Annotated in this window: 10 protein-coding genes; 5 read left to right on the top strand and 5 right to left on the bottom strand. The window is 73.5% G+C overall.

Annotated elements, in window-relative coordinates; all coding sequences use genetic code 11:
- Positions 1-31: 31 nt before the first annotated feature.
- From ACGFI2_RS01455 to ACGFI2_RS01445, 3 genes are all read right to left on the bottom strand, one after another.
- Positions 32-4,336, bottom strand: coding sequence for a fibronectin type III domain-containing protein (locus ACGFI2_RS01455; RefSeq protein ID WP_393508807.1), 4,305 nt, complete (start codon positions 4,334-4,336; stop codon positions 32-34).
- A gap of 148 nt (positions 4,337-4,484) precedes the next feature.
- Positions 4,485-4,805, bottom strand: coding sequence for a hypothetical protein (locus tag ACGFI2_RS01450; protein WP_393508804.1), 321 nt, complete (start codon positions 4,803-4,805; stop codon positions 4,485-4,487).
- A 23-nt stretch (positions 4,806-4,828) separates the two neighbouring features.
- Complete coding sequence (locus ACGFI2_RS01445; RefSeq protein WP_393508801.1) at positions 4,829-5,410, bottom strand: type II toxin-antitoxin system PemK/MazF family toxin; 582 nt, start codon at positions 5,408-5,410, stop codon at positions 4,829-4,831.
- A gap of 207 nt (positions 5,411-5,617) precedes the next feature.
- On the opposite strand from ACGFI2_RS01445, the gene ligA reads away from it, so the two are divergent.
- The 4 genes from ligA (at position 5,618) to gatA (ending at position 12,332) form a co-directional block, all read left to right on the top strand.
- Positions 5,618-7,753, top strand: a complete 2,136-nt coding sequence (ligA, locus tag ACGFI2_RS01440; RefSeq protein WP_393508798.1) for an NAD-dependent DNA ligase LigA — start codon at positions 5,618-5,620, stop codon at positions 7,751-7,753.
- A gap of 139 nt (positions 7,754-7,892) precedes the next feature.
- Positions 7,893-10,451, top strand: coding sequence for a putative bifunctional diguanylate cyclase/phosphodiesterase (locus tag ACGFI2_RS01435; RefSeq protein ID WP_393508795.1), 2,559 nt, complete (start codon positions 7,893-7,895; stop codon positions 10,449-10,451).
- Between the two features lie 103 nt (positions 10,452-10,554).
- Positions 10,555-10,860, top strand: a complete 306-nt coding sequence (gatC, locus tag ACGFI2_RS01430) for an Asp-tRNA(Asn)/Glu-tRNA(Gln) amidotransferase subunit GatC (protein WP_091580658.1) — start codon at positions 10,555-10,557, stop codon at positions 10,858-10,860.
- Complete coding sequence (gene gatA / locus ACGFI2_RS01425; protein WP_393508792.1) at positions 10,857-12,332, top strand: Asp-tRNA(Asn)/Glu-tRNA(Gln) amidotransferase subunit GatA; 1,476 nt, start codon at positions 10,857-10,859, stop codon at positions 12,330-12,332. Before gatC ends, gatA begins: the two co-directional genes overlap by 4 nt.
- On the opposite strand, the gene ACGFI2_RS01420 is transcribed toward gatA, so the two are convergent.
- On the bottom strand, positions 12,313-12,879 hold the full coding sequence (locus ACGFI2_RS01420) for a hypothetical protein (RefSeq protein ID WP_393508789.1): 567 nt from the start codon (positions 12,877-12,879) through the stop codon (positions 12,313-12,315). The two genes, gatA and ACGFI2_RS01420, sit on opposite strands and share 20 nt — an antisense overlap.
- Positions 12,880-12,923: 44 nt before the next feature.
- Positions 12,924-13,157, bottom strand: coding sequence for a hypothetical protein (locus ACGFI2_RS01415; protein WP_393508786.1), 234 nt, complete (start codon positions 13,155-13,157; stop codon positions 12,924-12,926).
- Positions 13,158-13,297: 140 nt separating this feature from the next.
- Here ACGFI2_RS01415 and gatB point away from each other — a divergent pair, with 140 nt between their 5' ends.
- On the top strand, positions 13,298-14,794 hold the full coding sequence (gene gatB, locus ACGFI2_RS01410) for an Asp-tRNA(Asn)/Glu-tRNA(Gln) amidotransferase subunit GatB (RefSeq protein ID WP_393508783.1): 1,497 nt from the start codon (positions 13,298-13,300) through the stop codon (positions 14,792-14,794).
- Positions 14,795-14,886 lie beyond the last annotated feature (92 nt).

Raw genomic sequence — 14,886 nt, 5'->3', positions numbered from 1 at the left:
GGGCGGACGCGCCCGCCCGGCCCCGCGCCTGTCACATCACCGACAGGTAGTTGTCCACGCTGGACGCCAGGATCCGGCGTCGTGAGTAGGCGCTCTCGTTGGTGTAGTTGTACTCCTCGATGATGATGTAGGACCCGTCGATGCCGGCCACCCAGGCGACGTGGCCGTAGTCGCCGCCGTTCCACTGGGCGATCGCACCCACCGCCGGCGTCTGCGACACCATGCCGCCGTGGTCCGGGGCGGCGTTGTCCCAGTTCTTCGCGTGCCAGTAGTTCAGCGCGGTGAAGCCCGGCGGGTCGTGCGCGATGTACTTGTAGACCCGGGACGCCACGAACGACGTGCACTGTTGCAGCACGAAGCCGTACCGGTCGATCCAGGGGAAGCCGGAACCCCACGGGTAGTCGTCGACCGTGCCGAAGGCGAACTTGCCGGAGGAGGCGGATCCCTGCTTGCCGTACCGGTCGGCGATGACCCGGTACTGGTAGCAGCCGGCGGAGTACCGGACGGTGGCGTACGTGCTGGTGATCATGATGCCGACCACTCGCCACGAGTCACCCCGGCAGGCCTTCACCTCGACCGTGTAGCCGGTCGCCGCGCTCACCGCGTTCCACGACACCCGGACGTCCGAGGAGGTGGTCTGCGGCACCGCCCGCACGTCCTGCGGGGTGCCGGGGGCGGTGATGGTGAGCGTCACGCTCGCCGTGTTCGACGCCGAGCTGTAGCCGGTGAGATTCTCCGCCCGGAGCTGGAAGTCGTACGTCTTGCCCGGGGTGAGCAGGCTCATCGTGAACGTGCAGCAGGTGCTCAGCGGGTACCGCGCCTTGGTCCAGGCCGACTGCCCGGCGAGCCGGTAGTAGATCCAGTAATAGACGTTGCCGGTGCTGCTGGCCCGCCAGGAAAGCTTGGCGGCGGTGTCCCCGGAGGCGGTCGCGGTCAAGCTGGTCGGCGGCTGTGGCAGCGGCGGCATGGGCCGGGCGCTGGCCGTGTTCGACGCCCCCGAGTCGCCGGCGAGGTTGTTGGCCCGGACCCGGAACTCGTAGGTGGTGCCGTTGTCGAGCAGTTCGGCGGTGAAGGAGCAGCAGGTGCTGTCCGGGTACGGGAGGCGTTTCCAGGCGCCGCCGGAGGGGCGCATCTCGATCCAGTAGTAGACGTTGGCCGTGGGGCTGGCGGTCCAGCGCAGCGTCACTTTCCCGTCGCCCGCGCTCGCGCTCAGCCCGGACGGCGCCTGCGGCAGCGGCGGCAGCGGCCGGGCGCTGGCCACGTTGGAGGCTCCCGAGTCACCCGAGACGTTGTTGGCCCGGAGTCGGAAGTCGTACGTGGTGCCGTTGGCGAGCAGGTCGACGGTGAAGGAGCAGCAGGTGCTGACCGGGTACGGGAGGCGTTTCCAGGCGCCGCCGGAGGAACGCATCTCGATCCAGTAGTAGACGTTGGCCGTGGGGCTGGCGGTCCAGCGCAACGTCACCTTCCCGTCGCCCGCGCTTGCGCTCAGCCCGGACGGCGGCTGTGGCAGTCCGCCGAGCGCCGTCGCTCGCACGGCGCCGGAAGCGGTTCCCTCACCACCGGCGTTGCTGGCGGCCACCTTGAACTCGTACACGTGCCCGTGCACCAGCGAGCCCCAGGTGGCCGAGGTGCGGTCGGTGGGGTACACCGACCGGGTGAAGGCGGTCTGCCCGGCGGTCACGTCCCGGAAGTAGATCCAGTAGAAGAGGTCCGGCCCCAGCGCGTCCCAGTCCAGGTCGATGCTGCCGTCACCGGCGGCCACCGCGGTGAGCCCGGCCGGGGCGGCGGGTGGCTGGTAGAACGCGGTGGCCCGGGCCACCGTCGAGGTCGGCCCGTCGCCGGTCTCGTTGTTCGCGGCCACCTTGAACTCGTAGACGTGGTTGTGGGCGAGCAGCCCGAGACTGATGGTGCAGCAGGTGGTCACCGGGTACGCCAGCTTGGTGAAGCTCGTCTGGCCGGCGGTGACGTCGCGCTGGTAGACCCAGTAGTAGAGGTTGTCCTCCGGTTTGGTCCAGCTCAGCTTGATCTTCCCGTCGCTGAGCGCGGTCGCCGACAGCGCGGTCACCTGGCCGGGGAGCGGGCGGCGCGGCGTCGCCCGCACCAGGTTCGACGGCAGGGACTCGCCGCCCTGCGCCGTGGTGGTCACCTTGAACTCGTAGGTGTGCCCGTTGGCCAGGTAACCGATGTCCACCGTGCAGCACGTCGCGACCGGCAGCGGCAGTTGGGTGAACTCGGTCTCCTCCGCGGTGACGTCCCGCCGGTAGATCCAGTACCAGGCGCTCGGTGTCGCGCTCGCGCCCCACGTCAGCTGGACCTGGCCGTTACCGGCCACGGCGGTCAGGGTGCCCGGCGCCGACGGCCTCGGGTACGTGGAGGTGGCCCGGGCGGTGTTCGACACCGCCGAGTCGCCGCCCAGGTTGCTCGCGCTGACGGTGTACTCGTACTCGTGACCGTGGGTCAGGTAGCCGGCGGTCATCGCGCAGCAACTGGTGATCGGCAGCGGCAGTTGGGTGAACTCGGTCTCGCCGGCCGTCACGTCCCGCTGGCGTACCAGGAACTGCACCCCCTCGGACGGGCCCTGCCAGGCGAGGTCGATCTGGCCGTCGGCGCGGGCCGTGGCGGTCAGGTTCGCCGGCGCGGCCGGCACCGCGTACCGGGCGGTGGCGCGGACCGACGCCGACCGGGGCGACTCACCACCGCCGTGGCTCGCGGTGATGACGAACTCGTACTCGTGGTCCCGGGCGAGCCAGGTGGCGGTGGCGGTCAGGTCGATCGGGTTGTCGTCGTTGACCGGGGCGAATTCGGTCTCCCCGGCGGTGACGTCCCGTCGCAGCACGTCGTAGCGCCAGGCGTACGGGACGGCGGACCAGGTGAGCTTGACCGAGCCGTCGGTGCCGGCGGTCGCGGTCAGGTTGGTGGGCGTGGGCGGTGGCGCGATGGTCACCGCGACGTTGCGGGTCGGCGAGGGCTGTCCCACGCCTGTGGAGTTGCGCGCGGCCACCTTGAACTCGTAGGTGTGCCCGGTCTTCGTGCCGCCCACGTCGGCGGTGGTCCCGGTCGGCTGTGCCACCCGGGCGAAGTGGGTCTGGCCGACGGTGACGTCGCGCTGGTGGACCTCGTAGCTGATCCCGGTGCCGGCTACCGCCGGCCACGACAGGTGGATCGCGCCGGTCGGGTCGGTGGTGGCGGTCAGCGCGGTCGGGGCGGCGGGCAGCAGCGCCGGGTCGGGCACCGGCCGGGGCCAGGCCACGTCGACGAAGCGGGGCCGGTAGATCCGGGCGTCGGTGTAGAGGTCGTCGGCGTTGAGGCTGTGCACGTTGTACGACACCAGCAGCCGGCCGGACGGGGCCAGCTCCGGGTGGAGCCGGGCGTCGTAGACGATCACGCCCTGCCGCGCCGCCGGTTCGGGCGCGGTGAACAGGTCGATCGGGCCGCTGAACGGGCCGGTCGGCGCGGCGGCGGTGTAGGCGATCACCTGGGTGCCGAACGTGACGTTGCCCTGCACCGTGACGATCACGTACTGGTCGCCCACCCGCTGCGCGCCGAACGCGGTGCCGACGCCGGAGAGCGGCAGCCGCGCCGAGTCGGCGACCGCGCCGGACCAGCCGGTCCCGGTCCAGAACTGCCAGCCGCCGGCGAGCCCGCCGGCGGGCACCCGGGCCAGGTGCGCGAAGCGCTGCTGGTCGGCGGCCACGTACTCGGAGCCGTAGACGTACGTCCAGGGGCCGTCCTCCAGGACGGCGGCGCCCCAGGCGATCGCGCTGCCCAACGGCAGCTCGGTGACCGAGGTGGTGGTGAGGCCGGGCAGCGCCAGGGTGGCCAGCGCGGTGCCGGTCAGCGCGACGTCGAGACTGCCCTCGCCGGTCCGCTTGTAGCGGTTGACCAGCGCCCGGACCGAGTTGCCCTCCACCGTCGCGTCGGCGATCCAGTACCACTCGCCGGGCACCCCGGAGGGGATCAGCGACTGCGGGGAGGTGGTGTTGCCACCGTGGACGGTCGCCGTGAGCGCCGCGCCGTCCTGCACCACCGCCGAGTTGTTGATCATCGGGCTGCTCCGCGGCCGGCTGAGGTCCGCGTTGACGGTGCCCAGCATGGTGTCGGAGAAGAGCCACGCCACCCGGCCGTCCGGAAGCGCCACCGAGGCGGTGCTGTCCGCGCCGCTCCACCGTCCGCTGGTGTTGCCGTAGTCGTTGAAGAGCGTCGTGAGTTGCGCTCCGGTCATCCCGCCCGACGGCAACTCCGCGGCGCGGGCCGGCGCGGCCGGCACCGCCAGCCCGGCCCAGCCGACCGCGGCAACCAGGGCCGCCGCGATTCGGGCACGCCAGTGTCCCCCCATGGTCCGTCCTCATTTCCCGGCGCCCGGGCGCCCCCCGTCGAGCGCCTAGACGCGCTCGGTCCTGGGAAGTTATCAGCGCCCGGTGGCTGCGGGGATCATCCGGATGGATCGATCGGGAGATATGTACGCCGGTTGCCCGCCGGGTGGCTCAGAGCAGTGCGCCGGCCGCGAGCCAGCCCACCGCCAGCGCCGCCGCGACGCCGACCGGCCAGGGCCACCAGCGCCCCGGCCGGCCCAGTCGGAGCCAGCCGCCGAGCAGGCAGCCGGCTGCCGCCACGCAGGTCGCCAACAGGACCACCCAGAGGACCGCGCCGCGGTCGGCGGCCCGGTCCGAGGTCACCTCGGGGCTGAACCAGGCCAGCAGATAGCCGTAGAGCAGCAGCAGCGGCCCGCCGGCGAGCGATGCCAGCACCGCCAGCACCCGGCGGGTCCGCACGGCCGGCCCGGTGTCGGGGGTACGAGTCGTCACCGCACCACTATGGCGGGTCCTGCTCAGGCGGCGAGGTGGGGGAGCCGGCGCACCTGCCGCCACAGCTCCGGGGCGCAGTCGCCGGCCTTGTCGGCGAAGTCGGCGACCGGCACCGGGATCGGTTCGCTGACGTCCAGCCAGCTGTCGTGCTCGGCGTCGGCGTCCCAGCTCCGGGTGGGGATGGCCACGTGGTCGTCCCGGTCCGACTTGTCCTGGCTGGTGATCTTCAGGACCTCGGCGTCGGCGCCGTCGACCCGCAACACCAGGCAGGGCCGCACCTTCGAGCCGGTGCCGTCGGCATAGGGCACGTCGGCCCACCAGATCTCCCCCGGGCGCGGGGCGCCCCGGTCCGGCCGCCCGGCGGCACGCGGCCGGGGCGGGGCGCTGGTCCGGCCGCCACCGGGCCCGCCCGCGGCGCGGCCACCGCGGGGCGGTCTCCCGGGCCGGCCGCCGTCCCCGGGGCCCGGTCGCCGGCCGTCCCCGGCCCGGCCGCGCCGGCCCGTCCCGGCCGTCCGGTCGGCGGACCGGCGGCGCCACTCGCTCCACAGCCATCCCGCGGCCACGCAGGCCACGATCACCAGCGCCCAGATCAACCCGTCGCGCATCAGTCGTCGCCTTCCGTCCGTTTCGGCCCACCGCCGCCGTCGCGATCGTCGCACGGTCGCGACCCATCCGCCCGGCCGGCGCGAGGCGCGCCGCCGGCACGCCCGCACGCCTGCTCAGCGCGGGTGGCCGGACGGTTGTCACCCCCGACCGCTACGGTTCTCGGGTAGCGCGAGCACGGGAGGTCGACAGCGGTGTCCGAAGGCGGCGTGTCCGAAGAAGCGGTTCCCCAGACGGTCGACGCCGCCCAGGAGGCAGCGGCCGGCGCCGAGCCGACCCCGGCGGTCCGGGAGCGGCACGCCACGTTGAGCCAGGAGCTCACCGAGCACCAATACCGCTACTACGTGCTGGACGCGCCGACGATCACCGACGCCGAGTTCGACAGGCAGTTGCGCGAGCTGGAGGCGCTGGAGGCGGAATACCCGGCGTTGCGCACCCCCGACTCGCCCACCCAGCGGGTCGGCGGCACGTTCTCCACCGACTTCACCCCGGTCACCCACGCCGAGCGGATGCTCTCGCTCGACAACGCGTTCGCCGACGAGGAGCTGGCGGCCTGGGCCGAGCGGGTCGAGCGCGACGCCGGCGGCCCGGTGCCCTACCTGTGCGAGCTGAAGGTCGACGGGCTGGCCATCAACCTGACCTACGAGAAGGGCCGGCTGGTGCGGGCGGCCACCCGCGGCGACGGCCGCACCGGTGAGGACGTCACCGCCAACGTGCGCAGCATCCGGGGCGTGCCGGCGCGACTCACCCCGGCCGACGACTTCCCCGACGTGCCGGAGCTGCTCGAGGTCCGTGGCGAGATCTACTTCCCGGTGGCCGGGTTCGCCGACCTCAACGCGAGCCTGGTCGAGCAGGGCAAGGCGCCGTTCGCCAACCCGCGCAACGCCGCCGCCGGCAGCCTCCGGCAGAAGGACCCGAGGGTCACCGCCTCCCGGCCGCTGCGCCTGGTCGTGCACGGGATCGGCGCCCGCCGGGGCTACCGGCCGGCCGCGCAGTCCGCGGCCTACGCCGCGCTCAAGGCGTGGGGGCTGCCCACCAGCGACCGCTGGAAGGTGGTGGAGGACCTGGCCGGCGTGGCGGAATACATCGCCCACTACGGCGAGCACCGCCACGACGTCGAGCACGAGATCGACGGCGTGGTGGTCAAGGTCGACCCGGTCTCCATCCAGGGCCGCCTCGGCTCCACCAGCCGCGCGCCGCGCTGGGCGATCGCCTTCAAATACCCACCGGAAGAAGTCAACACCAAGCTGCTCGACATCGACGTCAACGTCGGGCGCACCGGCCGGGTCACCCCGTTCGCCGTCCTGGAGCCGGTCCGGGTGGCCGGTTCCACGGTCGCGCTCGCCACCCTGCACAACGCCCGCGAGGTGGAACGCAAGGGCGTGCTCATCGGCGACACCGTGGTTCTGCGCAAGGCCGGCGACGTCATCCCCGAGGTGCTCGGCCCGGTGGTCGAGCTGCGCCCGCCCGACGCCCGGGCGTTCGTCATGCCGACCACCTGCCCGGCCTGCGGCACCCCGCTGGCGCCGGCCAAGGAGAGCGACGTCGACATCCGCTGCCCCAACTCGCGCAGCTGCCCGGCGCAGTTGCGGGAGCGGGTCTTCCACCTGGCCGGTCGCGGCGCCTTCGACATTGAGGTGCTCGGCTACAAGGGCGCCGCCGCGCTGCTCGACGCCGGGATCATCACCGACGAGGGCGACCTGTTCGCGCTCGACGCCGAGCAGCTGAGCCGCTCGCCGTTCTTCGTCAACAAGGACGGCACGCTCGGCAGCAACGCCACCAAGCTGCTCGACAACCTCGCCGTGGCCAAGGAACGCGACCTGTGGCGGGTGCTGGTGGCGCTCTCCATCCGGCACGTCGGCCCGACCGCGGCCCAGGCGCTGGCCCGGCACTTCCGGTCGATCACCGTGATCGAGGAGGCCGCCGAGGAGGAGCTGTCCTCGGTGGACGGCGTCGGTCCGACCATCGCCGCGAGCCTCAAGGAGTGGTTCGCCGTCGACTGGCACCGCGACGTGGTCCGCAAGTGGGCCGAGGCGGGCGTCCGGATGGTCGAGGAGGCCGGTGACGAGGGGCCCCGGCCGCTCGACGGGATCACCGTCGTGGTCACCGGCACGCTGTCCGGGTTCAGCCGCGACCAGGCCGCCGAGGAGATCCAGAGCCGGGGCGGAAAGGTCACCGGGTCGGTCTCCAAGAAGACCGGTTTCGTGGTGGTCGGCGACAATCCCGGCTCGAAGGCCGACAAGGCGGCGACGCTGAAGCTGCCGATCCTCGACGAGGACGGGTTCCGGGTGCTGCTGGATTCCGGCCCGGAGGCGGCCCGGGCGGTGGCCCGGGTGGAGGGCTGAGGGCCGCACGCGGCGTATACCAACTTAATTACGACTGCGACCGATTCGTGGCTGTCATGTCGGGGAAACCGGCCCGGAGGGCGTTTCATTGGCGTACGGCGTGTGACGGCGCGCGCCACGACCGCTCCCGGGGGGTGCGATGGCGACGGGCGACCCACGCAACTCCGTCCCGCCCGGGCGGGCCCGGCCGTTCTTCGGCTTCGTCGGTGCGGTCGGCGCGGTTGCCGTGCTCGTCTCGGCCGGGCCGCTGGCCGCGCTCCCGGGCCGGCTGACCGAGCTGCCGGTCGCGTTCTGGACCATGGCGACGCTCGCCGTGGCCTGCGACGCCCGTCCGTTCGTCCCGCCCGGGCGGCGGCAGACCTCGGCGCTCTTCCCGTCGACCTGCTTCACCTTCGCCATCCTGCTCGGCTGGGGTCTCGGCCCGGCCGTGGCGGTGCAGGCCGTGGCGGTGGCCGTGTCCGGCTGGCGGCTCGGTTACGCCGCCTGGCGCACCGGCTTCAACGCCGCCCAGTACGCGTGCGCGCTCGCCGCCGCGTACGCGGTCAGCCGGCTCGGCGCGGGCGAGCTGTTCGGCGGCGGCCGGCTGCACTGGACCGACGTGGCGGCGCTGGGCGGCGCCACGGTGGCCTGGTTCGTGGTCAACTACGGCCTGGTCAACTCCGCCATCCGGCTGCGTTTCGGCGACCGGTGGTGGCCCACCGTCCGGCTCGGGCTGGCCTACGAACTGCTCTCCACCGGTTCGCTGCTGCTGCTCGCGCCGGTGCTGGTGGCCGCCGCCCGGGTCAGCGCGGCGCTGATCCCGCTGGTGCTGGTGCCGCTCTTCGCGGTCTACCGGATGGCCCGGCTCTCCGCCGAGCGGGAACAGCTCGCCGACGTCGACCCGCTCACCGGGCTGCCCAACCGCAAGGCGCTGCTCACCGAGGTCGCCGAGCAGGTGCACCTGCACGCCGAACGGGCCGCCCGGGGCGAGCCGGACGCCCACCTCGCCCTGCTGCTGCTCGACCTCGACCGGTTCAAGCACGTCAACGACGCGCTCGGGCACGCGGTGGGCGACCGGCTGCTGGTCGAGGTGAGCGCCCGGCTGAGCGACGTGGCCGACGAGGGTGAGCTGGTGGCGCGGCTCGGCGGTGACGAGTTCGCCATCGTCGTGCCCCGGCTGGCCGGGGTCGACGAGGCCCGGGAGCGGGCCGACCGGGTGGTCGCCGCGCTCGCCGAGCCGGTGCCGCTGGACGGGCTGCCGCTGGACGTCGGCGGTTCGATAGGCGTCGCGCTCTTCCCCGACCACGGCGAGGACTTCGCCACCCTGATGCGGCACGCCGACGTCGCCATGTACGACGCCAAGCACCGCACCGACACCGTCGCGGTCTACGCGCCGGAGTCCGACCACAACTCGGCCGAGCGGCTGAGTCTCCTGGCCGACCTGCGCCGGGTGCTGGAGTCCCCGCTGTCCGCGCCGGCCGGTGAGCCGGCGGGCGTACGCGGGGGCGACGGCGCCGCGCTGGGGCCGAGCCTGCCCGCCGCCCGGCCGGCCCGCGACGAGCGACGGTCCCACGAGGACGGCCCGGGCCGGGTGCGACCCGACGCCGGTCCGGCCCGGTGGCGGCTGCGACGCCGCCGGGAGCGTGTCGAGGCGCGGCCCGACGACGACCTGATCGAGCGGATCCTGACCGGCGCCGACCCGATCCGCCGCCGGGCCGCCCACACCGGCGACCCGGCCGGCCCGGCCGCCTCCGCGGGTGGCGACACCACGCCGGCCGCGAGGGCCGCGCAGGCGGCGTCGTCCGCGTCGGCGGACCCGGCCACGGCGGCCGTCGGGCGGTCGGGCGGCGAGCCGGCCGCACCCGGCGTCGTTCCCGCCGTGCCCGGCGCGCGCGACCCGGACGACCCGGCCGGCGACCCGGGCGAGATCACCATGTACTACCAGCCGCAGATCGCCATCGCGACCGGTGAGGTGGTCGGCGTGGAGGCGCTGCTGCGCTGGCGGCACCCGCGCCGGGGGATGGTCGACCCGGGGGAGCTGATCCAGGTCGCCGAGCAGAGCGCGGTCATGCGCCTGCTCACCCGCCGGGTGGTGGACGACGTGGTGGAGCAGCTCGCCAAGTGGTCAGCGGCCGGCCTCACGCTGCGCGCGGCGCTCAACGTCAGCGTGCGGGACCTGCACACCGGCGAGATCGCCGACCAGATCGCCGACCGGTTGACCCGGTACGGTGTGCCGCCGCAGCGGCTCCAGGTGGAGATCACCGAGGGCGCGCTGATGGCCGACCCGAGACGGGTGCTGGCCAGCATCACCCAGTTGCACCGGATCGGGGTGGGCATCGCGCTCGACGACTTCGGCACCGGCTACTCCTCGTTGCAGCACCTGCGCCGGCTGCCGCTCTCCGAGGTGAAGGTGGACCGGTCGTTCGTGCTGGGGATGGCCGACGACCCGGACGACGCGGCGATCGTCCGGTCGATGATCGAGCTGGCCGGGGCGCTCGGGTTGCGGGTGGTCGCCGAGGGCGTGGAGGACGAACGCACCTGGCGGCTGTTGCACGCGGCCGGCTGCGACGTGGCGCAGGGCTGGTTCCACGCCCGGCCGATGCCGGCGGACGACCTGATCACCTGGTTGTCGCGTTACCGCCCGGTCCGCCCGGCGGCGGGGGAGGCCGAGGGGCGGGGTGGCCCGGCGGCGGAGGGGGAGTCGAGGGCGTCGTCGTGACGGCGGGACAATAGACTCGCTCCGGTCACCGCGCGTCATCGTTCGCCTCGCGCGCGGCCGGCACACCGAAGACGTCTCAGGACAGCCACGAAGGGGGCACCCGATGGCCGCCATCTCCCGCGAGGAGGTCGCGCACCTCGCGCGACTGTCGCGGCTCGCCGTCACCGAGGAGGAGTTGGACACCTTCGCCGGCCAGCTGGACGTGATCCTCCAGTCGGTCGCGCAGGTCGGCGAGGTCGCCGCGGCGGACATCCCGCCGACGTCCCACTCGGTGCCGTTGACGAACGTGCTCCGCGAGGACGTGGTGACGCCCAGCCTGACCCCGCAGGAGGTGCTGTCGGGCGCACCCGACGCCGAGGAGCAGCGGTTCCGCGTCCCGCGGATCCTGGACGAGGATGTGGCCTCATGACCGACCTGACCAAGCTCAGCGCCGTCGAGATCGCCGGGCTCGTCGCGAACGGTGACGCCTCCGCGGTCGAGGTCACCCGCGCCCACCTCGACCGGATCGGCGCCGTCGACGACCGGGTGCACGCGTTCCTGCACGTCGACACCGACGGCGCCCTGGCCGCCGCCCGGGCCGTGGACGAGCGCCGGGCCGCCGGCGAGGAGTTGGGCCCGCTGGCCGGCGTGCCGGTCGCGGTCAAGGACGTGCTCGCCACCAAGGGCGTGCCGACCACCGTCGGGTCGAAGATCCTCGAGGGCTGGCGCCCGCCGTACGACTCGACCATCGTCGAGCGGCTGCGCGCCGCCGGCACGGTGATGCTCGGCAAGACGAACATGGACGAGTTCGCCATGGGCTCCTCCACCGAATACTCCGCGTACGGGCCGACCCGCAACCCGTGGGACACCGAGCGCATCCCCGGCGGCTCCGGCGGCGGCAGCGCCGCGGCGCTCGCCGCGTACGAGGCGCCGCTGTCGATCGGCTCGGACACCGGCGGCTCGATCCGCCAGCCCGGCGCGGTCACCGGCACGGTCGGCGCGAAGCCCACCTACGGCGGCACCTCCCGGTACGGCCTGGTGGCGTTCTCCTCGTCGCTGGACACGCCCGGCCCGTGCGCGCGCAACGTGCTGGACGCCGCGCTGCTGCACCGGGTGATCGGCGGCCACGACCCGCGCGACTCCACCTCGATCCCGGCCCCGGTGCCGGACGTGGTGGGCGCCGCGAAGCTGGGCGCGAGCGGTGACCTGACCGGCGTGAAGCTCGGCGTGGTCACCGAGTTCGCCGGCGAGGGCACCGAGCCGGGCGTGATGGCCGCGTTCCGCGAGTCGGTCGAGGCGCTGGCCAAGCTGGGCGCCGAGATCGTCGAGATCTCCTGCCCGCACTTCAAGTACGCGCTGCCGGCCTACTACCTGATCGCGCCGAGCGAGTGCTCCTCCAACCTGGCCCGGTTCGACGGCGTCCGCTTCGGCCTGCGGGTCGGCGACGACGGCAACCGGTCGCTGGAGGAGGTCATGTCGCTGACCCGCGAGGCCGGTTTCGGGCCCGAGGTGAAGCGCCGCATCATGATCGGCACGTACGCGCTGTCGTCGGGCTACTACGACGCCTACTACGGCCAGGCGCAGAAGGTCCGCACGCTGATCACCCGCGACTTCACCACCGCGTTCGAGCAGGTGGACGCGCTTATCTCGCCGACCACCCCGTTCGTGGCGTTCCCGATCGGCGCGCGCACCTCCGACCCCTACCAGATGTACCTGGCGGACCTGTTCACCATCCCGACCAACCTCTACGGCGGTCCGGCCATCTCGGTGCCGTGCGGGCTGTCCGAGGGGCTTCCGGTGGGCCTGCAGATCATGGCCCCGACGATGGCCGACGACCGGATGTACCGGGTCGCCGCCGCGCTGGAGTCAAGCGTCGGCACGTTCACCCCGCCGGCCCTGTAACGCCACCGCCGACCGGCGTCGACGGATCCCCGTCGGCGCCGGTCGCCGTGTCCGGGTGGGCCGGCGTCGCGTCGAGGTAGCGGCGGGCCTCCCGGACGCCGCGCCCGCGCCACCAAGCCGTGGCCGACCAGAGCACGACGAGCACGCCTGCGGTCAGCCGGGTGGACCACCGGGTGGCGCCGACGAGCACCACCGCCTGGAGCGCCGCCAGCACCACGCAGAACCACACGTACCAGCGTTGGCCGAGCCGGCGGCGGGCCTCCCGGCGGGCGGCGGCGTCGACGGCCGGGTCGGTGGCCCGGCCCGCCCGCAACGCCTCCCGCGCCGAGCCGGTCGGGCCTCCGGCCGGGGTACGCATCCGCGGCACCAGCCACCGGCCGAGCAGCAGCGCCGCCCCGGCCCCGACGACGGCGGGCATGGCCGTCAGGACGAACAGGCCCACCACGCCGTGGAAGTCGTGGTCGCCGTCCGCCGCCCAGATCCCGGTCAGCAGTGCGGGCAGGCCGAGCGCCACCGCTCCGGCGACGAGCAGCGCGCCGGTCGTCACCGGCCCCTTTCTCGCCCACCCGTCCCGACCCCGGTCCGTCCCGGTCACCGCCGGCCCCGGGTGCGCCGGGTCACCAGCAGGGCGACGGCGATCCCCACCAACCCGGGCAACGCCGTGCCGGCCACCATCAGGGCCAGGTTGTCCGGATCGCGGTCGTCGTCGATCAGCCACTGCGCCCACGCGATCAGCGCGGCCAGCAGCCACACCGCCACCACCGCCAGCAGCACCGTCCCGGTCCGCCCGAGCCGTGCCGTCGAGTTGTCCCCCGTATTCGTCATGGTCGACACGTACCCCCGGGTCGTTTTTCCCATGCCGGCGCGGCGGGCCCCCGCGCGGCGATCTCGAAGCCCGGCAGCGGGGTGGCCGAACCAGCCGATTAGGCTGGAACGGTTCTGTCCGGATCGCGCCTGGAGCTCAGATGACGACGACACTGCCCGCGTACGACGAGGTCGTCGCGCGCTACGAACCGGTGATCGGCCTGGAGACCCACGTCGAGCTGGGCACGAACACCAAGATGTGGTGCGGCTGCCCGACCGACTTCGGCGGCGAGCCGAACACCCGGGTCTGCCCGGTCTGCCTGGGGCTGCCCGGTTCGCTGCCGGTGGCCAACAAGGCGGCCATCGAGGCGACGATCCGGATCGGCCTGGCGCTGAACTGCTCGATCGCCGAGTGGTCCCGGTTCGCCCGGAAGAACTACTTCTACCCGGACATGCCGAAGAACTTCCAGATCAGCCAGTACGACGAGCCGCTCTGCTTCGACGGCTACCTGGACGTCGAGGTCAACGGCGAGCTGGTGCGAATCGGCATCGAGCGGGTGCACCTGGAGGAGGACACCGGCAAGACGCTGCACGTCGGCGGCGCCACCGGTCGCATCCACGGCGCCACCGAGTCGCTCGTCGACTACAACCGGGCCGGCATTCCGCTGGTCGAGATCGTCACCAAGCCGATCCCCGGCACCGGCGCGCTCGCCCCGGAGATCGCCCGGGCGTACGTCGCCGAGCTGCGCGACGTGATCCGCTCGCTGGGCGTCTCGGACGTGCGGATGGAGGAGGGCTCGCTGCGCTGCGACGTCAACACCTCGCTGAACCTGCCGGGCGAGGAGTGGGGCACGCGCACCGAGACCAAGAACGTCAACTCGCTGCGCTCGGTCGAGCGGGCGGTCCGTTCGGAGATGCTGCGCCAGGCGTCCGTGCTGGACGCGGGCGGCCGGATCGTCCAGGAGACCCGGCACTTCCACGAGGACACCGGGGACACCACCTCGGGCCGGTCCAAGGAGACCGCCACCGACTACCGCTACTTCCCGGAGCCGGACCTGGTGCCGCTCGCGCCGGACACCGCCTGGGTGGCCGAGTTGAAGGCCGCCCTGCCGGAGCTGCCGCGGCTGCGCCGCAAGCGGATCCAGCAGGACTGGGGCCTGTCCGACCTGGACATGGAGTCGGTGGTCAACGCCGGCGCGGTCGAGCTGATCGAGGCGACCGTCGCCGCCGGCGCCACCCCGGCCGCGGCCCGCAAGTGGTGGCTGGGCGAGCTGTCCCGCCGGGCCAACGAGACCGGCGTGGAGCTGGCCGACGTGGGCGCCACCCCGGCGCAGGTCGCCGAGCTGCAGGGCCTGGTCGACGCGGGCAAGCTCAACGACAAGCTGGCCCGGGCCGTGCTGGAGGGCGTGGTGGCCGGCGAGGGCTCGCCGACCGAGATCATGACCAACCGCAACCTGGAGGTCGTCTCGGACACCGGCGCGCTCACCGCAGCCGTGGACGAGGCGATCGCCGCCAACCCGGGCATCGCCGACAAGATCCGCAGCGGCAAGGTCGCGGCGGCCGGCGCGCTGGTCGGCGCGGTCATGAAGACCACCCGCGGCCAGGCGGACGCGAAGACCGTCCGCGAGCTGATCCTGGAGCGCCTCGGCGCTGCCTGAGAAGTGTTGAAAGGGGCCCCCGCCTATGCAGAATGCGTTAAGCGGGGGCCCCTCCTTACCCCCACCCCTGGAGAGGGCGTCAACGGCGACGC

Source organism: Micromonospora sp. NPDC049282, from assembly GCF_043197045.1.
In the GTDB taxonomy this organism is placed as follows: domain Bacteria; phylum Actinomycetota; class Actinomycetes; order Mycobacteriales; family Micromonosporaceae; genus Micromonospora.
This window is presented reverse-complemented; position numbering and strand designations above follow the sequence as displayed.